The sequence below is a fragment of the Mesorhizobium sp. C432A genome, assembly GCF_030323145.1.
Taxonomy (GTDB): domain Bacteria; phylum Pseudomonadota; class Alphaproteobacteria; order Rhizobiales; family Rhizobiaceae; genus Mesorhizobium.
Genome location: NZ_CP100470.1, coordinates 4,050,180 through 4,072,095, shown reverse-complemented (window position 1 = coordinate 4,072,095; position 21,916 = coordinate 4,050,180). Strand labels below are relative to the sequence as shown.

The window sequence follows — 21,916 nt, the reverse complement described above, 5'->3', positions numbered from 1 at the left end:
GCAAACGGCAGAGCGGAGTCCAACACGCTTCCCTCACTCATGTCGGCGGCGACCATGAACGACGAGGTTGACAAGATAGAGCGGACCGGCGGCTGTCTTTGCGGGTCTGTGAGGTATGTTGTTACCGGCGCGCCGTTGCGCGTTGGCTTGTGTCATTGCCAGGATTGCAAGCGAACCAGCGGCAGCACCTACAGTGCCTTTGCCGTGTGGCCGCGGTCGGCTTACCAGTGCAAGGGCGAGCTTGCGGCGTTCAACGGCAGAGGTTTTTGTCCGGCATGCGGGTCGCGCGTGGTGAATCTCCGCGACGACGAAGCCGAGATCATGACCGGCACTCTCGACGATGCGCCAAACGACCTTCTCCCGACATACGAGCTTTGGACCCCCCGGCGCGAAGCCTGGCTCCACAACCTGCCTTGGGCTGACCAATTCGCGGGCGATCGCACCGAAGAAGGCCAAAATTGGCGCGAAGCCCGACGAGTATGACCATGCTCGAATGGCCCTCCACCCCGTGAACCGTGAAAGTCAGCTTGATGCGCGATGAATCACTCAAGTTCTTGAAGGAAATTGTGGCGACCCCGTCGCCGAGCGGCTTTGAGCAACCCGTAGCGGAGCTTTTCCGCGAGTATGTTCGTCCCTATGCCCACAGGTTGACGACGGACGTCATGGGCAATGTCACGGCGATCATCAATCCTGAGGCGTCTATGCGCTTCATGTATGCCGGGCACATGGATGAGGTCGGCTTCATCGTCCATTACATCGACGATGACGGCTTTCTTTTCTTCAGCACCATAGGTGGAACGGACGTTGCCACTGAAATCGGCCAGCGTGTCTGGGTGCACGGCAAGGAGCCGATCCTGGGCGTCGTGGGTCGCAAAGCAATCCAGACCTTCAAAGCCTCTGACACGTCTCAGACTCCCTCGCTGATGGAACTGTGGATCGATATCGGCGCGAGTTCGCGAGAGGAAGCGTTGAAGGTCGTAGAGGTCGGCAGCGCGGTGACTATCCATGGCGAGTTTGCAGCGCTCCAGGCCAACCTTGCTGTCGGACGAGCGTTCGACAACAAGGTCGGCCTCCTCATCGGCGCCGAGGTGCTGCGCTGCCTCTCTGAGGAGGGAGGCGTTCACCCCGGCGTGGGGCTCTATATCCTGGGTACGGTTCAAGAGGAAATCGGTTCCCGAGGCGCGATGACCTCGGCGTTCAATATCGCGCCTCGAACCGGGCTCGCAATCGATATGGGCGTGGCAATGGACTATCCGCGCGCTCGCGCCGAGGATCAGGGCAAACTGGACCTTGGGAAAGGGCCGGCAATTACTCAAGGCGCGAACACCAACCCGGTGGTGTTCAAACTGCTGAAGTCGGTGGCCGAGAAAGAGGGCCTACCTTATCAGCTTCAGGCCGTGGGCAGCTCAAGCCCTACCGACGCGCGTGTCATGCAGCAGAACCGCGGCGGCGTCGCAAGTGGGGTGCTCTCCGTGCCTTTGCGTTACATGCATACCCCGTCCGAAGTTGTTTGCCTGGATGATGTGCAAACGACGATTGACCTGGTTTGTGCATATTGTCGGCAATTGACGCCGGAGATCGACTTCACGCCAAGATGAGAGCGGCGGGATTGATTGTGGAAGTCGTGGCTCCAACAGTCGCCGATCTGGCGCCTGTCGGCCACCGCCTGGTGCGTCGGTCACCGCGCACCTGAGAAAACCCGACTGCAGTCCACTAGGGAGCGCGCCTCAGGTCACCGCCACCGCTTCCACCAAACGCCTGAGGAAATCCGTCAGACCGGCTTCAGGATCATCACCTGCGCCAACGAGCACCGAAATACCCCAGCGCCCAAGCACGGCCTCCTCCACAGGGTTGCGGCTGGGCATGAAGATGAACGAAGGGGGACGATCTTTCTCATATCCAGACCGGTGCCAGGTTTGCCAAAGCCGGTGCAACAGCAGCCGGATGTTTGGATCGGAGAGGCTATAGCCAATGAACAGGATCGTGCTGCCGAGAGCATCGGAGCGAAAGCGGACATCAAGGGGAGAATTGAAGGACAGGCGGTCAAGATAGTCGGTCTCGGTGAGGACAAGGGAAGAGTCCTCGTCAAAGTCGCCGTGAAATTTCACGATGTGGGTTACGCCTCGACGGGCCTGCGCAACGTGCCGTGCGTTGGCCACTTTCACGTACTCTCGACCGTGGATTTCAAAAGCGAGTTCCAGGTTCCGGTCATAGTTCGTCGTATAGATGACGGGAAAATCGAGCGTCACGATGAGACGGTGCAATTCCGATTTCTCGATCCGTTCCTTGGCGACAGACCAGTTTCTGTCCATCCAACTGCGAAGTGGTCCGATGCTGCCATGCTTGATCCGATAGTATTCGGCCAAGGTCTGAAAACGATCGCGTCGCGTGGAAAATTCATCGTCGACGCCGAGCTCCTTTGCCATTCGCTCGATGAGCTTCTCCCAAGACGGAAGTCCGACGCTGATCGATACCCCCGCCCCCACAAACAAAATTGCGCTGCGATGACGAATTGCATTGGCGAGCGAATTTATAGGATCATCATCGTTCATGGATAGGTCCTCCGAAGCCACTCGCGTGGGCCGGACCTAAAGGTGCGTGCCCCGTGAGCGGATCGTGGACGCGGCCCCGCAATTCGAGCCAGCACGGCGCACTGCGGGAGCATCGTGCTCCGCCCTCATCGACGAAATCGGATCGACCACGCACCAGCCAGCCCAGAGGGGGCGGCCCTTGCAGTCCTGCCGAGCCGCTTGCCACCCGAACCGAGGTAGCGGCCGCGAGGACACTGGCTGTGAACTGGAACCGGCGGTGTTGCGGTTTACTGGCCACGTTGATTCAGTTCTGCGCCAGCCATATTGCGCAAAACTCTATCGAGTTTCGCATTCACCAAGAGGTTGCGCCGCTTCGCGCCGATAAAGATGGCGAGAGAGTAAATCATTGTAAGAACAGAGATCATCGTCATTCCGGCCTAAACATCAGCGGCCGGAGATGTTCCATGCGCCCGGAAATATTCCAGTGCAGGTGTTTTTAAATCGCCGAAGCTACGCGCTCAATGCGCGGTTGGTTTCGTGTCCAGGGCGGACGAATTAGCGCAAGGCGGTATTCATCCTCCCACATCGGCGGCGGACTGAAGCGAAATGCTGGTTGTGTCCCCCAGAATTGCAATGAAACGCCGATGCTTTGCATGCGGCCCGGAACAAATGCTCGCTTGCACAGTTCGAGCCATGCAGCGGTCGACCCCCGCGCTGCAAGATCGGTAGCCCGATCGCCCGCGCCGGCCCCTCCCACGGCGCGGGCTTTCGTTTGAATTCACGCTGTCGGGGTTGGAGTCGCTCCGCCGTTGTCGCGAGCCGGCTGATATACGCGCTGTCTGGGGCTCGCGCGGTGTCGGCGACATCGGCATTCGCGCAGTCCGGCAGGTCAGCCCATGCACGGGAACAACGCGGCACTGTGATGGTTTGGTGGCCTCGGAAGGTGGCAGAGAACGATGGGCAAAAAGCCCAAACAGCACGCAAAATCCACGGCGGATCGCGAAAAGGCGATCGAGGCGCTCTACTTCGCGCGCAAGTGCGGCCTTACGAAGGAAGAGGCACTCAAGATGCTCAGGGAAGCCCCGATCGGGATCGATGATGAAGCCGAAGAGCGCTCCGGCAGTTAGAGGCGACCGCCAATCGCGCATCGCAGCCGGCCGCGGCGCATGATCTTCTTCACTTCCGATACGCATTTCAACGATCCGCGCATTCTGCGCCTCGACCGGCGTCCCTTCGCCTCGTTGGTCGAGCATGACCAGGCGCTGGTTGCGTTTTGGAACGAAACGGTTGGCCCGAACGACGAGGTCTGGCACCTCGGCGATTTCGCCAAGGGTCCAGCCGAGATCGTGTCTTCACTGCTGTCGTCTCTTAACGGGTCCAAGCACCTGATAATTGGCAACAATGATGGCGCCGCCACCATTGGCGACCCGGCCTGGGCGAGCGTGCACCACTACATGGAGCTTCTTGTCGAGGGCAGCTTGCTGGTTCTGTGCCACTATCCTTTTCGCACCTGGAACCAGATCGGCAAGAGGTCGGTAAACCTGCACGGTCATTCGCACGGTCGTCTGAAGCCGATGACGCGCCAGCATGATGTCGGCGTCGACGCATGGGGGTTTCGTCCGGTAACCTTTGCTGCCATTCAGGCCAGTCGCCGCCGGGGCTAGCTCGGCAGAACGCCGGGTGAGCGAAGGTCTTCAGCTTTGCGGGATTCGAGCCGAGAGAGGCCGTCCGTAATCCTGCCGGGCCCGCAACAACGCGACCATCCTGGTGGCGGCTTCAAATGGGAGAACAGCCTCACGGATAGCGGTTTTCGCGCGTGGATCGGCACTGCTCGAGGGCCCGGTACGCGGACCGCGCCACACCATCAACTTGAGTGCGGCGAAGTCTTAGGGAGTCCCCACCGGCCGTCGCAGCGCCAGATCGAACGCATCGCCTGAGCTCAGCACGTGAACCCTCAGATCATGGATGGAAAGGGCGGCATCAGGCTCACCTTCCGCGATGTTGGAATGCGTCACGCCGGCTGCATCGACCAGATAGACAGCGCCGCTGCCGATGACCTTGAACATCTCGCCCTTCACCACGATCGCCGTGTCTTCATCGACACCGATGCCGAGGACGCGCGGGTTCTGCGACACCGCCCCGATGAGCCGCCCAATGCGGCCCCGTTCCGCAAAGTGCTGGTCGATGATGACATTCGGCAGCAGGCCCAGTCCCGGCGCCATCCGAATGTGGCCGATCCGAAAGGACGCTGCGTTCGGCCCCTTCACCATCATTGTGTCGCTCATGACCGACGCGCCCGCGGAGGTGCCGGCAATGACGCCTCCGGCTTCATAGATTTCGTGCACCCGCTCGTCGATGGGCGTGTCGCCGATCTGGCTGGTGATCCGGAGCTGGTCGCCGCCGGAGAAGAACACCGCGCTCACGTCTGCGAGCGCACTTATTTTCTTTTCATGAGCTGCCTCGAGGCGGTCGTTGACGTAGAGCTCGATGACATCCTTGATGCCCAGCTCACCGAAGGACCTCTGATACTTCTCGAGATAGCCATCCGGCTCATGAGACGCGATGGTGGCAAGCACCAGGCGGCCGTTCGGAACCAGGCTCGCCACCTCCTTCAAGATGACACGATCGCCATCATGGTCCTCGTGGCCGCCGATGATGACGAGCGTTCCGGCTTTACCGTTCGAGGATCGTTTTTTCTTCTTGTCGGTCATTTGTCCACGTCTTTCTTGCGCAGGAAAACGTGTGGGTGGTTGTCCTCGCTGGTCATGAATGCGACTGCGAACTCCCTGCTGTTATGCGCCCATCCAGACACGCCGGTCGCGGTAAGCACGATGGCTCCGGCTTCGCCGCCGATCGCCTCGACTTCCCTGAGCGCGGGATTCAGCACCTGCTCCAGGCCGCCTTCAGCCTGCCCCGAGGACAATGCCTGCCGCGCCGAGAGTGCCTGCATGACACGGGCCGCGAGAGCCTTTCGCGCAATATGCTCACCGTCTCCCGAGAAGGCGGCGGCTCCCAATTGGTTGTCGGCATAGTAGCCGCAACCGGGTTGCGGAGAATCCCCCACACGACCCGGAGCACTGCCGTCCAGTCCGCCGGTCGAAGTGCCCACGGCGATGTCCCCGTATTGATCCAGGGCAACCACACCGATCGTATCCTTCGCCTCAGACTTGCTGGAGGCGTCGCGCTGCTGCGGCGTGATCAAATCCGCCGGATCGCAAAGCTCCAGCTGCTTGTCGGCGGCGAAACGCCGGGCCCCCTCGGACGCCAGCAGGATCGGCTCCTCATGCAGCATGGCCTTGGCGACACTGATTGGATGGCGCACGCCCTTGATCACTGCGACGGCACCCACATTGAAGTCCCTGCCCTCCATCAGGCCAGCGCACATCTCGACCTCGCCGTCCGAATTGAGGGCACTTCCATATCCCGCATTGAACGTCGGGTCCGCCTCGAGGACGCGACCGGCAGCTTCCACGGCATCGACCGCCGTTCCGCCGCCGGCCAGGATGGCCCGACCTGCCTCGAGCGCCTCGATGCATCCGTTGCGATGCGCCTCCTCCTCTTGCGGATCGATCTCCTTGGCGCCGCCGTGCAGGATCAGCGACCACATCAGCCAGCCCTCAGATGGCGAATATGGGTCTGATCGGGCCCTCCCCTCGAAGGCGTCGCGCCTCCGAAGCCGGTTACCTGCCGCCACACGGCTTCAACGTCGTCGACGGTGAGCACGACAAGGTCGTTCTCCCGAGCAAGCCGGAGACACACGTCGACGGCCTCCTTCTCGGGACAGACGGCGTGTATGCGGCCTGGGGCGCAGCCGGCGTTCAAGGCACCTTCCCGCAGCAAGCCGGCGATCGCTCCGGGGGCTCGGCCGCGCAGCTCCTGCTCATCCTCCTTGAAGACGATGACGTCGAATATCCGCGAAGCGATCGCGCCCATCTCGCGGATGTCGCAATCGCGGCGGTCGCCCGGTATGGCGACCAGGCCGATCGTGCGCTGATAGCCGCGCCTCATGTGGGAAACGAGCTTTCCGAGCGCCTTCAGCCCCTCCGGATTGTGCGCATAGTCGACGATCGTGCGGAAACCATGCCCGTCGAAGACGTTGAGGCGACCGGGAGATTGCTCGAACGAGGTGCCAAACTCGGCCAACGCCGCCCGGATCGTTGCCGCCGGAACGTCGTGGCAATGCGCCATGGCGACGGCTGCCAGGCTGTTGGCAACGTTGAATTCGGCCGAACCCTCGAAGGTCGCGGGAATTTCGTCGACGCTCATCAGGAACATCGACTCCCCATCCTCGTGGATGAAAATGTCCCAGCCGTCGCTGCTGGGCTCCCGCGTCACGGCGCGGCCGCCTTCCGCCAGGTGGTTGCGCAAGAAACCGGGCCACTCGCTCCTGCTCGCCAGCGAGAAGTAGCAGATCCTGCCGCCGGCATCTCGCGACATTGCGGACGTATGGACGTCGTCGGCATTGAGAATGCTCCATCCGCCGCGGCGGACGGACTCGACCACGACCGATTTCACCTCCGCCAGGTCCTCGATCGTGTCGATGCCCCTCAGCCCGAGATGGTCGCCGTGGACGTTCAGAACCGCGCCAACATCGCATGCATCGAAGGCAAGCCCTTCGCGCAGGATGCCGCCGCGCGCACATTCCAGCACCGCGACATCGACACCCGGCTCGCGCAGCACGATCCTGGCGCTCTGCGGACCGGAGCAGTCCCCTGTCATGATCCGCTCGCCGTTCAAGTAGACGCCGGTGGTGGAGGTGAGCCCGACGGTTGCCCCATTCGCCTGCAGGATGTGCGCCAGCATCCGGGCAGTGGTCGACTTGCCGTTGGTTCCCGTGATCGCGAAGATCGGAATCCGGCCGTCCTTGCCGCCTTTGAAGAGAAGATCGAGCACGGGCCGTGCGACGTTGCGGGCGCGCCCCGACGAGGGTTCGAGATGCATGCGAAAGCCAGGACCGGCATTCACCTCTATGATGCCGCCGCCGGTTTCGCTCACCGGCCGTGAGATGTCGGGACAGACGAAGTCGATCCCGGCAATGTCGAGACCGACGATCTGTGCCGCCCGCCTGGCGATCAGCGCGTTTTCGGGATGGATTTCTTCCGTCCGGTCGATCGCGGTCCCACCGGTGGAGAGATTGGCGGTGGGCCGCAAGAGCACCATTTGACCCGGCGCTGGAACGCTCGCCAGGGTGAGCTGCGATTTTGACAGGAAATGCTCGACACATTCGTCGATCTCGATGCGGGTTAATACCGAGGAATGGCCCTCTCCCCTTCGTGGGTCGCGGTTCGTCTCCTCGACGAGTTCGGCGACAGAACTCCGGCCATCGCCGACCACATGGGCCGGAACCCTCTCGGCAAGCGCCACCACCTTTCCGCCGATCACCAGGATCCTGTGGTCCGAGCCGACGAAATGCTGCTCGACGATAACGCTGCGGCTGTGTTCTCGCGCCTGTTCGAAACCCCAGCGGACGTCGTCTTCCGTTGCCAGACCGATGTTGACGCCGCTTCCATGATTGCCATCGAGTGGTTTGGTGACCACGGGGTAGCCCAGCCGTGTGGCTGCCGCGACCGCGTCCTGCGCCGATCGCACCAGTTCCCCGCGTGGCACCGGTAGCCCGGCCTGTTGCAGCAGGAATTTAGTCAGGTCCTTATCCGAGGCGATCTCGGTCGCAATCTCGGAAGTGAGGTCGCTGCAACTGGCGCGGATCCGCTTCTGATGCTTTCCGTGACCAAACAGCACGAGGCTGCTGTCGTCGATCCGCGCGGCGGGTATGCCCCGCCTCTCGGCCTCGCGCACCAAGGAAGCAGTCGTGGGGCCCAAGGCACGCTCGGCGGCCAGACGCGTGAGCTGCTGCAGCCTGGATGCGAACTCGAACGGCCCCTGCGTTTCCGCAATCTCGCCGAGCCCCTCGACGCCATGGAGATTGGCAGGCAGCAGGCTGTCCACCAGTTCGAGCGCGACGCGTCCCGCGAGCAGCCCGACAAGCTCATCCTTGTAGGCGAACATGACGTTGTAAGTGCCCGGACTGCCTTTGACCGACCGTGTCTTTCCTCGTGTCACCCGGTGGCCGAGCATGCTCTGCAGTTCCAGGGCGACATGCTCGACGACGTGGCCGAGCCAGGTTCCTTCCTGCATGCGGCGGACAAAGCCGCCGGCGGCGCCATAGCTGCAGCCATGGCCCGCAAGGCCGGGCAACAGTCGGACGATTTGTTCGGAAAACCCGGGCAGTTTGTCTGTCGGGAACGCCTCAAGGGCTCCGAGGTCGATCCGAATCTGGACCATTGGCGTCATGCTATAGAGGTGCGGCCCGCGAAACACGCGGGCATCCACGACGCGGATAGGGCGAAAACGCGAGGCGCCCCGATGAATTTCTTTGTCCGACATAGTCCGTTTCTCCTGACTAACTCCGCAACATCCGGAGGATCGGTTAGTTCCCGGCCTTTCAGCCCAAATATTTTTGCAGGAGAGAGAGCCAAAAGTGGCCGTTAACATATGTTGGGCCAAGAACACCCTCTGGTCATCTCGGCCACGTGCGGCCGCTGTTCTGAGGGGCTACTTATCTCTCGGGAGGAGGCGGGCCAGGCGTTCGCTCGTTTTCACAAGCATTCGCCGGGCACATCGCGGCCGTTGAGCTAGTGCCCGGCTTTAGCTCATGGCGACCCATTGTGCGGGTCCAGCACCGAGTCATTAATCTTCAGCACGCCTTCGGCACCCGGGAACATTTCCAGACGCGTCAGGTTTGGAACCATCCTTGCACCGGAACTACAGCCATGCAGAGTCGAAAATCGGTGAAGGCCGCGCTTGTCAAGGAGATCGACGCGGTCCGCCTTCGTATCTCGCTGCTTGAAAGCGAGTTATGCAGAGATGGCAGACCCAGGCAAATTGGATGGCGTTCAGGATACGAACTGAACGCCCACAAAGCCCGCCTTGCTCGACTGGAGACCGTGCTTGCCCACTATCCGTCGGCACCGGCGGCCCGGGCATCGAAACAGCAACAGCTTGAGTTGCGCGCAAGGCAACCAAGTAATTTTGGGGAAACGCCATGGCTGACAGACCCTCAATCAGAACTCCGCTAGCTCGAGTGCGGGGCCTTGGATCGGCGAAACACGGAACCGAAACGTTCATGCTGGAGCGGCTGACATCTGCTGCCCTGTTGATCTTTGTCATTTACATCGTCGCGGTCGTTATAATGCTGGTCGGTGAGCCTCGAGACGCCGTCCTCAGCGTCGTAGGATCGATCTATGTCGCGCCAGCCCTTATTGGCTTCATTCTCGTAAGCTGCGTTCACATGCGGCTTGGAATGCAATCGATCATCGAAGATTACTGCCATGCCACCGTGCTCAAATCGCTTCTTCTGATCGCCAATTGGTTATTCTGCTGGGCAGTCGCGCTCGCAAGCTTGTTCGCTGTCCTGTTAATCAGCTTCAGATAGCGATCCGGTTCTCAGCTGCAGCCAACGTCTGCCACCGGCAGGCTGAAGTTCGCCTCAGCGGCGAACCGGGCTGGCTTGCGCAAAGGAGTTCGACAACCCGGCCTCATCTGATTTGCGGCAGCCTGTCCCATTGATGGAAAGGGGGTGGAGAGGTCAACTCCCACTCCAATGTGGTAGCTCCTGGCCCCCACGGGTTCATGCCGGCGGCTCTTCGCCGGTAGAAAGCTTCCAAGATGCCGAAGAGGAAAATCACGACACTCGCGGCCGACAGGTACGATCCATAAGAGGACACCATGTTCCAGCCGGCGAATGCGTCGGGATAGTCGACATAGCGACGCGGCATGCCCGCCAATCCAAGGAAGTGATGGGGGAAGAAGACGAGGTTCACGCCGACGAAGGTCGTCCAGAAATGGACCCCAGCCAGAAGCGGATTGTAGAGATATCCCGTCATTTTCGGAAACCAGTAATACCAGCCCGCGAAGATGCCGAAGATCGCTCCCAGTGAAAGTATGTAGTGGAAATGCGCGACGACGAAGTATGTGTCGTGCAGTTCACGGTCGAGGCCGGCATTTGCGAGTTGAACGCCCGTCACCCCGCCCACGGTGAACAGGAATATGAAGCCGAGGGCCCAGAGCATCGGCGTCCGCAGGCTGACCGAACCGCCCCACATGGTTGCAATCCAGGAGAACACTTTTATCCCGGTCGGCACTGCGATCACCATCGTGGCGAAGGTGAAGTAGCGCTGCGTGTCGAGGCCTATCCCGCTGGTGTACATATGGTGGGCCCAGACGACGAAGCCGATCACCCCGATCGCCACGATTGCGTAGACCATCCCGAGATACCCGAAGATCGGCTTTCGCGAGAAGGTCGAGATCACCTGGCTGACGATGCCGAACGCCGGCAGGATCATGATGTAGACTTCCGGGTGGCCGAAGAACCAGAAGAGATGCTGGTACAGCAGCGGGTCGCCTCCGCCGTCCGGCGCGAAGAACGTGGTTCCGAAATTGCGATCGGTCAGGAGCATGGTGATGGCGCCGGCCAGCACCGGCAGAGCCAGCAGCAGCAGGAAGGCGGTGATGAGGATCGACCACACAAACAGGGGCATCTTGTGCAGGGTCATCCCCGGCGCGCGCATGTTGAAGATGGTGGTGATGAAGTTGATGGCTCCCAGGATCGAGGAGGCGCCCGCAATGTGCAGAGACAGGATGACCAGATCCACGGCGGGACCGGGATGGCCGGAGGTCGACAGCGGCGGGTACAGGAACCAGCCGGTCCCAGGGCCATAGCCGCCGGGGACGCTGGGCATGAAGATCGACAATAAAAGCAACATCAATGCCGGCGGCAGCAGCCAGAACGAGATGTTGTTCATGCGCGGGAAGGCCATGTCGGGGGCGCCGATCATGATCGGAACCATCCAGTTGGCGAAGCCGCCGATCAGGGCGGGCATCACAGTGTAGAAGATCATGATCAGCGCGTGGGCCGTGGTGAAGACGTTGTAAAGCTGCTTGCCGGCGTCGATCGCCGCGTCGCCCTGGTAACCGTAGATCATCGACGCCAGTCCGGGGAAAAACTGGATCCCGGGTTGCTGCAGCTCGATTCGCATGCTCACCGACAAGAGCATGCCGATCACCCCCGCGATGAAAGCGAAGACCAGATAGAGTGTGCCGATGTCCTTGTGGTTGGTCGAAAACAGCCATCGGGTGATGCCGGTCGGCTGGTGGCTGTCGAGACCGTCCGGATCTGCCGCCGTATATTCGTTCATGACCTTCTCCGCTTGAGCCGTCCGTCGCCAGCATCGAACCGTGCTGGAACTTGATTGTTCCCTCCACCGAACCGGCGGTAGGAACATTCCACGGAAGCCGCGGTTAGGTTCCGCGCGGCCGACCCTGCGCGGCTGAGGATCGACGTCCATGCTGGCGATAATTGCTGCGACCCTGGTTCTGACGACGGTGGTTGGTGGGCTGATATCCGCCTTCTGGCTCGAGGCGCGTCATGGTCTCCATGACCCCACGCCGCCGGACATGTCGGTGCCCAGGCAACTCAACGCCCCGGCCTGGAGCCGGTGGTCCTGACATGGACGCGATCACCGCGACACTCGACCCGAGAACGCGAGCCGGCTGGCTGCTGCTCGGCTTCGCGCTCGGCGGTTTCTTCGACGGCATCGTCCTGCATCAGATCCTGCAATGGCATCATCTTCTCTCGGGCGTCGCCGATCCGGTGGGTTCCGACCTGCGCTTCCAGATCATGGCCGACGGCCTCTTCCATCTTTTCATGTATGTGCTCGCCGTCGCCGGCACGGTGCTGCTGGTGGCCGCGAGGGCGGCCGGCGCGCGGCCCGGGACCACCACGGAGATCCTGCGGCTCGCCTTCGCCGGGTTCGGCGTCTGGCATGTCGTCGATGCCGTCGTGTTTCACTGGCTGCTGGGTCTGCACCGGATCAAGATGAACAGCGACTTGCCGCTCGCCTGGGATATTGCGTGGCTGGTCATCTTCGGCATCGTGCCGCTTGTGTTGGTGCTGGTGCTGCCCAACCGCGGCGGACCGGCACGCGGTGCTTCGGCAGCGCTTACCAGCATCGTCCTGCTCGCGGGATTGGCTGCCGGCGCCGGCCCGTTCTTCAACGGTGCCGCCAATTCCATCATCGTCTTTCGGGCCGGGATGGAACCGGCGGCGATGATGCGGGCCGTTGAAGTCGCCGACGCCCATCTCAAATGGGTCGACGCCAGCGGCACCATCTGGGCGGTCGACCGCGTCTCATGGCGCGGGTTGGTATCCCTTCACGCGCGCGGCGCCCTTGTGGTCAGCACGACGCCTGTCATTGCCGGATGCCTCGCCTGGACCGATGCCGCCGGAATGAGCAGTAGCTCCAGCCAGCAGCGAGGCACTCCTGCCAGGCTATGACTTCCGGACAGGGATAGGGGAGTATCAAGCATGCAGTTCGCCACCGAGAGCAGCCACGGCCGGAGCCTGACACCGCGCATCGTCGTGGTCGGCGGAGGCTTTGCCGGTCTGGAGGTTGCCAAGGCGCTCGGCAAGGCGGAAATCGGGGTGACGATCATCGACCGCCACAATCACCACCTGTTCCAGCCCTTGCTCTATCAGGTTGCAACCGCCGCCTTGTCGGCGCCTGACATCGCCGAGCCAATCCGCAAGATCCTGGGCCGCTATCCCTCGGTTCAGGTCCTCTTCGGCGATGTCACCGAGATCGTCACCGAAGCCAGGATACTGGTGCTGGCCGATGGGACCACGGTCCCCTACGACATCCTGGTCTTGGCCACCGGTTCGCAGCCATTCTATTTCGGCCAGGAGAGCTGGGCTCGGGTTTGTCCCGGCTTGAAGACCATCGAGGACGCGCGCACGATCCGGTCACGGCTGCTGCTATCGTTCGAGCACGCGGAACGGACCACCGATCCAGTCGAGCAATCCCGGCTGATGACGATCGCCATTATCGGCGGCGGCCCGACCGGTGTCGAACTGGCGGGCTCGATCGCCGAACTCAGCCGGCACACACTGGCGCGCGACTTCCGCAACATCCGGCCCGAGAAGACAAGGATCATACTGGTAGAAGCCGGCGAGCGTCTGCTCGCCGGATTCGCCCCGGAGCTTTCCAGATATGCACGTCTGCGCCTTGAAAGCCTGGGCGTCGAGGTCGCGCTCGGCAACCGGGTCGAGGCGATCGAAGCGCATCAGATCACCGTCGGCGGCCAGGTGATCCCGGTGGCCTTGACGCTCTGGGCCGCCGGGGTGGCGGCTTCTCCGCTGGCCGCCCAGCTTGGTGTCGGGCTCGACCGCGGCGGTCGGGTGAAGGTCGAATCCGACCTGCAGGTCGTCGGCCATCCCGATGTCTTCGCGCTTGGCGACGTCGCACTGGTCGTCGATGGGAACGGCCAGCCATTGCCTGGTCTTGCCCAGGTCGCCAAGCAGCAGGGCGAGCACCTCGGCAAGGCACTGGCACGCCGGATAGATGCTGGCGACACGCTGCCCGCTTTTGTCTTCAGCAATCGAGGCAACACGGCCATTGTCGGCCGCCACGCTGCCGTGTTCGAATCGGGCAGGCTGAAACTGAAAGGCTGGTTCGCCTGGTCTGCCTGGGCGCTCATCCATGTCTACCTGCTCGTCGGTTTTCAGCACCGCGTTCAGGTCTCGATCCAGTGGCTCTGGCGCTACCTGACCTATGAGCGTGGCGCCCGGCTCATCGCCGAGGAGCGAGTCGAACCGGGTTCGACATCGTCGCCGGGAGCGGCCCCGAGAGAGCCGCTGCCAACCAAGGCAGACGCCGCCCCGGCATTGCACGCCCGCACTGACTAGATTCCCGGGTGCTCAGTTCGGAGACAGTGGCGATGCGGGGGTCAGCTCTGGATTCCGCCACGGCCCGTCGTCCCACGGCAGCCCGAACCTCGATAGTTGAGGCGGGTGGTTCCCAGCTTGTATCCGGTGCCGGCCTGATGGATCCGGATGGCACCAACGACGTTGCGTCCCTATATGAACAAATGAACACAGGCTCCTCGAAACGGGATCTGTTGAACCCCTCCTCTTCAGAGACAGCTCGTCATGACGTCACCTGCGACTGCTGAACAAACCCCGGTCATTCAGATGGGGCTTCCTGCCCTGAGCAACAGCTATGCGCAACTGCCGGAGCGCTTCTTCGCGCAAACACATCCGAAGCCGGTATCCGAACCGCGGCTGATCCGGTTCAACCGGCCCCTCGCCGAGGAACTCGGGCTCGATGCCGACCTGCTTACCAGCCCGGATGGAGTGGCGATGCTGGCCGGCAACAAATTTCCGGAAGGGTTGCAAGCAATCGCCCTGGCCTATGCGGGCCACCAGTTCGGAAACTTCGTGCCTCAGCTTGGCGACGGGCGCGCCCTGCTGCTTGGCGAAGTGGTGGACGTCAACGGCGTTCGCCGTGACATCCAGCTGAAAGGATCGGGACCAACGCGGTTCTCGCGCAACGGTGACGGCCGCGCCGCACTCGGCCCTGTCCTGCGCGAATATGTCGTCAGCGAAGCGATGGGGGCGCTCGGCATTCCGACGACGCGAAGCCTTGCGGCGGTGCTCACCGGCGACCCGGTCTATCGCGAGGTCCGGCTGCCCGGCGCCGTCCTGACACGGGTGGCGGCAAGCCATATCAGGATCGGCACGTTCCAATATTTCGCCGCGCGCCACGACACCGAGGCGCTCAAGATACTGGCCGACTATGCCATTCAGCGTCACTTCCCACAGCTGGCGGGGGAAGCACGGCCGTACCGGGCTTTGCTGGAGGCCGTTGTCGCCGCACAGGCGGACCTGGTGGCGCGCTGGATGCTGGTCGGCTTCATCCATGGCGTCATGAACACCGACAACATGTCGATCTCGGGCGAGACGATCGACTATGGCCCATGCGCCTTCATGGACGCTTACGACCCCAGCGCGGTGTTCAGTTCGATAGACCGCGCCGGTCGCTATGCCTATGCCAACCAGCCTCGTGTCGCCACATGGAACCTTGCGCGCTTTGCCGAGACCCTGCTGCCGCTCATGAGCACGGACGAGAATGAAGCAGTGTCTGAAGCGGAAGAGGTGCTGAGGTCGTTCCAGGCCTCCTATGAGGCTGTGTTGCAGCGCGGCTTCCGCAGAAAACTCGGACTGCTGACCGAAGCGGAAGGCGACTTGCAGCTCGCTGCCGACTTTCTGGATGTGCTGGCTCGCGGCGAAGCGGATTTTACGCTCGGCTTCCGGCGCCTGGGCGATGACCTCGACGCTGCGGACGGCCAAGGCACGGCGCGGCAGTTGTTTAAGGATCCAGGTGCATTCGATGCCTGGTCGGCGCGGTGGCGCCAGCGCATCGCAAGCGAGGGCGACACGGCCACGCGCCGTTCTGCCATGCAATCGGTCAATCCCAAATTCATCCCCCGCAATCATCGCATCGAGGCGATGATCCAGGCGGCGTTGGGCGGCGACTTCAGACCGTTCGAGGAGATTCTGGCGGTCGTCAGCCGTCCCTTCGATGAGCAGCCGGGAATGGAACGCTTTGCTGAGCCGCCACGCCCGGATGAGCGCGTCCTGCAGACATTCTGCGGTACATGAGACATTCGTGATGGTCGCTTAACATGTGCAAATGCGGAAGACCCATTTGCAAGCTATCGTCACGGGCACTCTCGTAGGGGCTGAGCTATGACGATCATAGAATTGGCATTCGAATTGCTGGCACGGAAGCTCGTAGACCGTACCGGAATATCAGACGAAGATGCTCGAGACCTTGTCGCAGCCATGGGAGCTGACTGGTCATCGCTCGTGCGAGCAGCGAGGGCGATCAAAGAGGCTTAGGTCTTTTGACGTCGTTTTAGCTGCCATCAGCTGCAGGGAGATCGGACCAGAGGCTGCTGCCGCGATCCAGGCGCGACACCGCGCTCTTCACCGATCATGTCAGCAACGTGGTCAAGCACTGTATTTCGGTCGCTCCAGATCGACCGGATACAACACGCTGTCCCCTGAAAGCCACGGCGGCCCGCTACGCAAGTCGCCGCAAGCTCGCAATAAACAGCGATAGCAGCCCAGGCTTAGGATTTATATTGCAGGCCCGCACCACTGGCAGGGCGACGCGGGCGGGCCGCTGCCGTTCCTTGAAATCCGCGTTGGGAGTCAGATTCCGTCGGCACCGAAAAGCACAGGTGCTGACGAAGCAGACGGAACTTCCCCCCACGATCACGGTTTTGAGTCACGATGCCAACCCAAGGAGATGCAGATGTCGAGCAAAATGCCGCCCGTGCCGCCTGAGAACCAGAGCCAGAAGGGTCGAGGGGAAGGGCGACAGGTTAGCCACGATGATGCCCAGCACGGCACTCACGGAGCGCCGGATCCGGAGCGCCAAGGGCAGCAAGCCAACACCAAGGTCAACACCACACATCAGGGCCGTCAGCAGGATCGGTGATCATGTCCACATCGAAGAAACACCCGAACACGATCCGGCAGGGCGGGCCAGGCGCATCGCACGAGAACGCCAGAAAACCCTTACAGATCAACAAGCCCCCGGCGGATGAAGACCGTCGATCCAAAAGCCGAGTTTCAGGGGTGGCGGCGAAAAGGTCAGTCATCATTCGCACAATCCAGCCAAGAAGGGTAGCAACAGTTGAACCCACGGCTTTGTGAATGATTGTGCTAAAGCGCGCCGCGTGTGCATGTCATTGTCTCACAACCGAGCCTTTCTTTGAGTGACATGCATAGCCGGACCAGGGTGAGGATCAGCGAGTCGAGACGCCCGGAAAAACCGGAGGCCGTGGGCCCGCACCACTGGCGGAGCGATGCGGGCCCGGCCAAGGGTTACGGCCCTCGACCAGCAGCGAGGGGCTCGCTGCCGCATCCAGAACAAGCCCCGTAATTTCAGGTTCCGCTAATATACAAAAAAGCCGGCCACCTTTCGGCAGCCGGCCAGTTCCAACAGAACAAGGGAACGTGCACTGATGGGGCAGTGCAACGCCCGAAGTGTTTCGAGGCGACGATGTTCCACCGGAAATCCACAGATTCGCCGTTTCGATCTACATTGGCCGGATTGAAAGATCTTTGACGATCTCTCCCAAGTTCTCGCGGAGCCCGGTCCGACGTGTGGCGCCCTGTCTGCGCCTTGGCTCTCTATGCGGCCAGCAAGCTCATCTTTGAAGAATGCCCGCCGCGACTGCCGCGCGCGTCAAACACCGGCGTGCAATTGGTCGAGCGCGCGGCAGACCGGGGACGCGTCAAGTCGAGCGTCGGTCGACGTAGGTGTAGACGCCGGCCCCAATGGCGACCGCGCCGACCGTGATCACGATCGATGGCGCGCCCATCAAACTGGCAAAGACCGCCCAGATGAGGGCGATGACGATAGCGCCGAGTGTTCCCAGGATCAGTCTCGGCATTGTCTACCCCTCCACGTTCGGGCCGCCTGTGGATGGTCGTCACCCACCGGTCATGCGAAACGCCGCATGAAAGCACAGTGTGGCCCATGAGGTGAAGGTCCGCGCCGGAATACTCCGGTGCGGAAAAGATGATGCCCGCGCCGCCAAAGCCCGGGTGTTCAATAGCCAAATGGCTGGACCGGCGCCTAGCGCCTCAGCGCGTGGACTTCCGCCATGCTTTCGCCGCCCATCGGCAGGGCCATCTCATCATCGAGCAGCCGGGTGATGCGGGCAAAGCCCGTAAACGCCTTCCTGGCTGCTTCGGCCGACATTCTGCCCGACAGGGCCGCGGAGCAGCAATTCACGGCGCATTGATACACAGGCCCACGCCGTCCCAATGGCCATTTCTGCAAAAAGACCATCGCTTCGGCAACGCTATCGACTTCCTCGACGGGGTGTCCCTGCCCGCGCGCAATGCGCACGGGCGTAAAGAAATGCAAGCGGTCCATTTTGTTCTCTCCCTGGTCGGCCGCAGCGCGGACCAACCCTACTAAATTCGCGGATAGCGCGTTTGTTCCGCTTATTGAAAAAAAATCTGCGCTGGTGGGCTTGGGTTGCCGACGCCCGCTTTTGTCCGGAACGTTAGGCCGGCTGATGCATTTCGCTCTCGTGATGCCTTGAGGGACACGTTCAAACCATGCGGATAGCCCATGTCGCCCCTTTGCACGAATCGGTGCCACCCCTTCTCTATGGCGGCACCGAGCGCATCGTTTCCTATCTGACCGAAGGGCTGGTCGAACTCGGCCATGAGGTGACGCTGTTCGCCAGCGGCGACAGCCGGACGTCGGCCAGACTGATACCAGGTCGCGAACGCGCGCTACGCCTCGATCCGCGTCCACTGAAATCGGACACGGCGGCGCATCTTGCGATGCTTGCCGATGTGAGGAACCGAGCCCACGACTTTGATATCATTCATTTTCACCTCAGTCATTTCCTGCATTTCTCGTTCTTCGAGACCATGCCGGACAAGACGGTGACGACGCCGCATGGCCGGCTCGATTATGTCGACCTGGCGCCAGCCTATGAGCGTTTTCCGCGCTTTCCGCTGATCTCGATCTCACATAGCCAGAAGACCGGGCTTGCGAATGCCAATTGGCTGGCCACCATCCATCACGGGCTGCCGACGGGTCTCTATCAGCCGACCTTCGAGACGGCGGCGGGCGAACCATACCTTGCCTTTCTCGGCCGGCTTTCGCGCGACAAGCGGCCGGACCGGGCCATCGACATCGCCTTGCGCTCGGGCATGAAGCTCAAGCTGGCGGCCAAGATCGGCGACGATGATCGCGCCTATTTCGATGAGACGATCGAGCCATTGATCGATGGCGACCGCATCGACTATATCGGCGAGATCGCCGAGGGTGAGAAGACTGAATTCCTCGGCAATGCCGCTGGTCTGCTGTTTCCGATAGACTGGCCCGAGCCGTTCGGCCTTGCCGCGATCGAGGCGATGGCGTGCGGTACGCCAACCATCGGCTGGGACTGCGGTGCGTTGCCGGAAGTCATCGACCATGGCGTCACCGGATTTGTCGTCGATTCTCTCGATGCCGCGGTCGCCGCAGTGCCAGCCTTGCTGCAGCTCGACCGGCGAAAGGTGCGCGCCGTCTTCGAAAGTCGGTTCTCCGCCAACAGGATGGCGCGCGACTATCTCACTGCCTATGCGCGTCTCATCGGCGCCCCCGCTGAATCGAAAGCGTCGTGAACGACGGCGGACGTTCCGAGCCCGAAACAGAGATTTGTGACTGATGACCGAACTTGACGAGCGCAAGCTCGACCCTGCCGTGGCCCTTGCCTCCCTGGACGAAACCGCGCCGCGCGAGCCGCACCGGCTGTTTGCCCTAAAGCAAGGCGACTGTTTTGCCGTGGCCGACGCCTACGGCGATATCAGGGGTGCGGGCGACGGTTTCTTCCGTGACGACACCCGGGTGCTGTCGGAGTTCAGGCTCACCGTCGGCGGCCGGCAGACATCGCTGCTCGGCGCCTCGCTCAGCCAGGACAATGTGCTGTTCACCAGCAATATGACCAATTTGCCGATGCAAAGCGTCGGTGGCCGCGACATCCCGCAGGGCGCCATCCATATCGAGCGCGTCAGGCTGTTGTGGCAGGACCGGCTGTTCGAGCGCATCACCCTTTCCAACTACAGCCAGGAGCATTCGGCAATCCGCGTCTCGCTGCATTTTGCCGCCGATTTCCGCGACATGTTCGAGGTGCGCGGTTCGACCCGGCCGAAGCGCGGAATGGCGCATGCAGCGGAGATCGCGCCTGCCTCGGTGCTGCTGCGCTATGACGGACTGGACGGGCTGGCGCGGGTGTCGGCGATCTCGTTCTCGCAGCCGCCAGACCAGTTGAGCGCCGAGAGCGCGGATTTCCTCATCGCAGTGACCAAGCGCAGCAGCAAGATGCTTTACGTCGAGGTCGGCGCGGAACTGACCGAAACGCCCGACCGCGACCGCTTCCGGGCGGCCGCGGCGCGCGCCCGTTTCGGCATGCGGGCCAAGCGCCGCCATGGCGCGACGGTGCACAGTTCGGGTCGCGTCTTCAACGATTGGGTCGAACGCGCCCGCGCGGATGTCGCCTTGCTGACCACCGAGTTGTCGACCGGCCCCTACCCCTATGCCGGCATCCCCTGGTTTTCGACGGCCTTCGGCCGTGACGGCGTCATCTCGGCGCTGCAGATGCTATGGCTCAACCCCGGCCTGGCGCGCGGCGTGCTTGCCTTCCTCGCCCAGCACCAGGCGACCGAGACATCGCCTTTCAGCGACTCGCAGCCCGGCAAGATCATGCACGAGACGCGCAAGGGCGAGATGGTGGCGCTGCAGGAACTGCCTTTCGGCCGCTACTATGGCGGCGTCGATACCACGCCGCTCTACATCCACCTCGCTTGCGCCTATGCCGAACGCACCGGCGACATGGACTTCATCGCCAGCCTGTGGCCGTCTCTCTGCGCCGCCGCCAAGTGGACGGAAGAGGCGAGCCGCGCAACCGGCTTCGTCACCTATCAGCGCGCTGCCGAATCCGGCCTTGCGAACCAGGGCTGGAAGGACAGCTTCGACTCCGTCTTCCACGCCGACGGGCGCATCCCCAAGGGGCCGATCGCGCTGGTCGAAGTGCAGGGTTATGTCTTCGCCGCCTTCAGGGGCCTTGCCGCTCTCGCCCGCCGCCGGGGCGAGTTCGCGCAGGCCGAGCAGTGGGAAAATCGCGCCGAAGAGATGCGGATCGCCGTCGAGCGTGATTTCTGGCTGGACGATCTCGGGTTCTATGCGCTGGCGATCGACGGCGCCGGAGAGCCGTGCAAGGTGCGCACCTCGAATGCCGGACACCTGCTCTATGTCGGCCTGCCCGAACCGGCGCGGGCTAAGATGGTCGCCGACCAGTTGCTTTCGGCTTCCTTCCACTCCGGCTGGGGGGTGCGAACGCTTTCCGACGATGCTGTGCTGTTCAACCCGATGTCGTACCACAATGGTTCCATCTGGCCGCATGACACGGCGATGTGCGGCGCCGGCCTGGCGCGGTTCGGCGAGCGTGACAGCGTGGTGCGGCTGATGAGCGGTACGTTCGAATCGGCAGTGCATTTCAACATGCGACTGCCGGAACTGTTCTGCGGTTTCACCCGCTCGCCGGGCGAAGCGCCGATCGCCTACCCCGTCGCCTGCCTGCCGCAAGCGTGGTCGGCAGGCTCGGCCTTCATGCTGATGCAGGCGTGCCTCGGTCTGGAAATCGACGGCTGGAACGGCGAAATCCACGTCACTCGACCCCGTTTGCCGATCGGCATCGATACGCTGACGCTCAGGCATCTGGGTGTCGGCGAAAAGAGGGTCGATCTTACCTTCCAGCGCGTCGGCGACCGCGTCGTCGCCTTTCTCGCCGATCGCCATGAAGGGCTGGTTCCGCTGATCGTGCGGACATGATCTGAACGGCCTTCAACGGGAACCGAACCCAGGGTTTGTGCGTTGCGAAAAACACAGGTTCTCACGGGCGATCGTCGGCTGCGAACACTCAAATCGAACCATGAAGAAAAAGGCCCTGACGGCCAAAATTGAGTTGGAATT

The 21,916-nt window shown here is 62.2% G+C and carries 18 protein-coding genes and 1 pseudogene; 12 read left to right on the top strand and 7 right to left on the bottom strand.

What is annotated here, in order from left to right; genetic code table 11:
* The first annotated feature begins 54 nt into the window (after positions 1 to 54).
* Positions 55 to 483 carry a GFA family protein gene (locus tag NLY33_RS19705; RefSeq protein ID WP_050587750.1) on the top strand — a complete coding sequence of 143 codons (429 nt, stop codon included), beginning with the start codon at positions 55 to 57 and terminating at the stop codon, positions 481 to 483.
* 47 nt (positions 484 to 530) lie between these two features.
* Positions 531 to 1,598, top strand: a complete 1,068-nt coding sequence (locus NLY33_RS19700) for a M42 family metallopeptidase (RefSeq protein WP_023706874.1) — start codon at positions 531 to 533, stop codon at positions 1,596 to 1,598.
* Positions 1,599 to 1,727: 129 nt separating this feature from the next.
* Here NLY33_RS19700 and NLY33_RS19695 read toward each other — a convergent pair whose 3' ends face one another.
* Positions 1,728 to 2,552 carry an SIR2 family NAD-dependent protein deacylase gene (locus NLY33_RS19695; RefSeq protein WP_023707499.1) on the bottom strand — a complete coding sequence of 275 codons (825 nt, stop codon included), beginning with the start codon at positions 2,550 to 2,552 and terminating at the stop codon, positions 1,728 to 1,730.
* A gap of 935 nt (positions 2,553 to 3,487) precedes the next feature.
* On the opposite strand from NLY33_RS19695, the gene NLY33_RS19690 reads away from it, so the two are divergent.
* Both NLY33_RS19690 and NLY33_RS19685 read left to right on the top strand, forming a co-directional pair.
* On the top strand, positions 3,488 to 3,658 hold the full coding sequence (locus NLY33_RS19690) for a hypothetical protein (protein WP_023672674.1): 171 nt from the start codon (positions 3,488 to 3,490) through the stop codon (positions 3,656 to 3,658).
* A gap of 39 nt (positions 3,659 to 3,697) precedes the next feature.
* Positions 3,698 to 4,195, top strand: coding sequence for a hydrolase (locus NLY33_RS19685; protein WP_023706872.1), 498 nt, complete (start codon positions 3,698 to 3,700; stop codon positions 4,193 to 4,195).
* Positions 4,196 to 4,417: 222 nt separating this feature from the next.
* On the opposite strand, the gene NLY33_RS19680 is transcribed toward NLY33_RS19685, so the two are convergent.
* The 3 genes from NLY33_RS19680 to cphA are packed head-to-tail and all read right to left on the bottom strand — an operon-like array spanning position 4,418 to position 8,915.
* Positions 4,418 to 5,242, bottom strand: coding sequence for a cyanophycinase (locus NLY33_RS19680; RefSeq protein WP_023707498.1), 825 nt, complete (start codon positions 5,240 to 5,242; stop codon positions 4,418 to 4,420).
* Positions 5,239 to 6,138 carry an isoaspartyl peptidase/L-asparaginase family protein gene (locus NLY33_RS19675; protein WP_023706871.1) on the bottom strand — a complete coding sequence of 300 codons (900 nt, stop codon included), beginning with the start codon at positions 6,136 to 6,138 and terminating at the stop codon, positions 5,239 to 5,241. The genes NLY33_RS19680 and NLY33_RS19675 overlap by 4 nt, the downstream gene beginning before the upstream one ends.
* Positions 6,138 to 8,915, bottom strand: coding sequence for a cyanophycin synthetase (gene cphA / locus NLY33_RS19670; protein ID WP_023706870.1), 2,778 nt, complete (start codon positions 8,913 to 8,915; stop codon positions 6,138 to 6,140). Before cphA ends, NLY33_RS19675 begins: the two co-directional genes overlap by 1 nt.
* A gap of 658 nt (positions 8,916 to 9,573) precedes the next feature.
* Between cphA and sdhD the strand changes: the two genes are divergently transcribed.
* On the top strand, positions 9,574 to 9,963 hold the full coding sequence (sdhD, locus tag NLY33_RS19665) for a succinate dehydrogenase, hydrophobic membrane anchor protein (RefSeq protein WP_031196819.1): 390 nt from the start codon (positions 9,574 to 9,576) through the stop codon (positions 9,961 to 9,963).
* Positions 9,964 to 10,066: 103 nt separating this feature from the next.
* On the opposite strand, the gene ctaD is transcribed toward sdhD, so the two are convergent.
* Positions 10,067 to 11,725, bottom strand: a complete 1,659-nt coding sequence (ctaD, locus tag NLY33_RS19660; RefSeq protein ID WP_023706868.1) for a cytochrome c oxidase subunit I — start codon at positions 11,723 to 11,725, stop codon at positions 10,067 to 10,069.
* 311 nt (positions 11,726 to 12,036) lie between these two features.
* Between ctaD and NLY33_RS19655 the strand changes: the two genes are divergently transcribed.
* The 5 genes and pseudogenes from NLY33_RS19655 to NLY33_RS19635 all read left to right on the top strand — a co-directional run bounded on the left by NLY33_RS19655 (position 12,037) and on the right by NLY33_RS19635 (position 17,072).
* Positions 12,037 to 12,864: a DUF2243 domain-containing protein gene (locus NLY33_RS19655; RefSeq protein WP_023696175.1), complete on the top strand. Its 828-nt coding sequence runs from the start codon at positions 12,037 to 12,039 to the stop codon at positions 12,862 to 12,864.
* A 30-nt stretch (positions 12,865 to 12,894) separates the two neighbouring features.
* Positions 12,895 to 14,271, top strand: coding sequence for an NAD(P)/FAD-dependent oxidoreductase (locus NLY33_RS19650; RefSeq protein WP_023706866.1), 1,377 nt, complete (start codon positions 12,895 to 12,897; stop codon positions 14,269 to 14,271).
* 285 nt (positions 14,272 to 14,556) lie between these two features.
* A complete protein-coding gene (locus tag NLY33_RS19645; protein ID WP_023706865.1) occupies positions 14,557 to 16,026 on the top strand; it encodes a protein adenylyltransferase SelO in 1,470 nt (489 codons plus the stop codon).
* Between the two features lie 658 nt (positions 16,027 to 16,684).
* Positions 16,685 to 16,870, top strand: a complete 186-nt coding sequence (locus tag NLY33_RS19640; RefSeq protein WP_023688550.1) for a hypothetical protein — start codon at positions 16,685 to 16,687, stop codon at positions 16,868 to 16,870.
* Between the two features lie 2 nt (positions 16,871 to 16,872).
* Positions 16,873 to 17,072 (top strand): annotated as a pseudogene (locus tag NLY33_RS19635) (hypothetical protein).
* Positions 17,073 to 17,672: 600 nt separating this feature from the next.
* Here the strand turns inward: NLY33_RS19635 and NLY33_RS19630 are convergent.
* Both NLY33_RS19630 and NLY33_RS19625 read right to left on the bottom strand, forming a co-directional pair.
* Positions 17,673 to 17,831: a hypothetical protein gene (locus NLY33_RS19630; protein ID WP_023672685.1), complete on the bottom strand. Its 159-nt coding sequence runs from the start codon at positions 17,829 to 17,831 to the stop codon at positions 17,673 to 17,675.
* Positions 17,832 to 18,016: 185 nt separating this feature from the next.
* The gene (locus NLY33_RS19625; RefSeq protein WP_023707495.1) at positions 18,017 to 18,319 is read right to left on the bottom strand and encodes a DUF982 domain-containing protein; all 303 of its coding nucleotides are present in this window, start codon (positions 18,317 to 18,319) and stop codon (positions 18,017 to 18,019) included.
* A gap of 188 nt (positions 18,320 to 18,507) precedes the next feature.
* Between NLY33_RS19625 and NLY33_RS19620 the strand changes: the two genes are divergently transcribed.
* Positions 18,508 to 19,569 carry a glycosyltransferase family 4 protein gene (locus NLY33_RS19620; protein ID WP_023707494.1) on the top strand — a complete coding sequence of 354 codons (1,062 nt, stop codon included), beginning with the start codon at positions 18,508 to 18,510 and terminating at the stop codon, positions 19,567 to 19,569.
* A gap of 43 nt (positions 19,570 to 19,612) precedes the next feature.
* Positions 19,613 to 21,775 (top strand): amylo-alpha-1,6-glucosidase, encoded by a 2,163-nt coding sequence (locus NLY33_RS19615; protein WP_023707493.1) that lies wholly within the window; start codon positions 19,613 to 19,615, stop codon positions 21,773 to 21,775.
* Positions 21,776 to 21,916 lie beyond the last annotated feature (141 nt).

What these genes read in the sequence shown, in the direction of transcription:
- NLY33_RS19705 (WP_050587750.1), top strand. Translation starts at nt 55, where the DNA reads ATGAACGACGAGGTTGACAAGATAGAGCGGACCGGCGGCTGTCTTTGC.
- NLY33_RS19700 (WP_023706874.1), top strand. Translation starts at nt 531, where the DNA reads ATGCGCGATGAATCACTCAAGTTCTTGAAGGAAATTGTGGCGACCCCG.
- NLY33_RS19695 (WP_023707499.1), bottom strand. Translation starts at nt 2,552, where the DNA reads ATGAACGATGATGATCCTATAAATTCGCTCGCCAATGCAATTCGTCAT.
- NLY33_RS19690 (WP_023672674.1), top strand. Translation starts at nt 3,488, where the DNA reads ATGGGCAAAAAGCCCAAACAGCACGCAAAATCCACGGCGGATCGCGAA.
- NLY33_RS19685 (WP_023706872.1), top strand. Translation starts at nt 3,698, where the DNA reads ATGATCTTCTTCACTTCCGATACGCATTTCAACGATCCGCGCATTCTG.
- NLY33_RS19680 (WP_023707498.1), bottom strand. Translation starts at nt 5,242, where the DNA reads ATGACCGACAAGAAGAAAAAACGATCCTCGAACGGTAAAGCCGGAACG.
- NLY33_RS19675 (WP_023706871.1), bottom strand. Translation starts at nt 6,138, where the DNA reads ATGTGGTCGCTGATCCTGCACGGCGGCGCCAAGGAGATCGATCCGCAA.
- cphA (WP_023706870.1), bottom strand. Translation starts at nt 8,915, where the DNA reads ATGTCGGACAAAGAAATTCATCGGGGCGCCTCGCGTTTTCGCCCTATC.
- sdhD (WP_031196819.1), top strand. Translation starts at nt 9,574, where the DNA reads ATGGCTGACAGACCCTCAATCAGAACTCCGCTAGCTCGAGTGCGGGGC.
- ctaD (WP_023706868.1), bottom strand. Translation starts at nt 11,725, where the DNA reads ATGAACGAATATACGGCGGCAGATCCGGACGGTCTCGACAGCCACCAG.
- NLY33_RS19655 (WP_023696175.1), top strand. Translation starts at nt 12,037, where the DNA reads ATGGACGCGATCACCGCGACACTCGACCCGAGAACGCGAGCCGGCTGG.
- NLY33_RS19650 (WP_023706866.1), top strand. Translation starts at nt 12,895, where the DNA reads ATGCAGTTCGCCACCGAGAGCAGCCACGGCCGGAGCCTGACACCGCGC.
- NLY33_RS19645 (WP_023706865.1), top strand. Translation starts at nt 14,557, where the DNA reads ATGGGGCTTCCTGCCCTGAGCAACAGCTATGCGCAACTGCCGGAGCGC.
- NLY33_RS19640 (WP_023688550.1), top strand. Translation starts at nt 16,685, where the DNA reads ATGTCGAGCAAAATGCCGCCCGTGCCGCCTGAGAACCAGAGCCAGAAG.
- NLY33_RS19630 (WP_023672685.1), bottom strand. Translation starts at nt 17,831, where the DNA reads ATGCCGAGACTGATCCTGGGAACACTCGGCGCTATCGTCATCGCCCTC.
- NLY33_RS19625 (WP_023707495.1), bottom strand. Translation starts at nt 18,319, where the DNA reads ATGGACCGCTTGCATTTCTTTACGCCCGTGCGCATTGCGCGCGGGCAG.
- NLY33_RS19620 (WP_023707494.1), top strand. Translation starts at nt 18,508, where the DNA reads ATGCGGATAGCCCATGTCGCCCCTTTGCACGAATCGGTGCCACCCCTT.
- NLY33_RS19615 (WP_023707493.1), top strand. Translation starts at nt 19,613, where the DNA reads ATGACCGAACTTGACGAGCGCAAGCTCGACCCTGCCGTGGCCCTTGCC.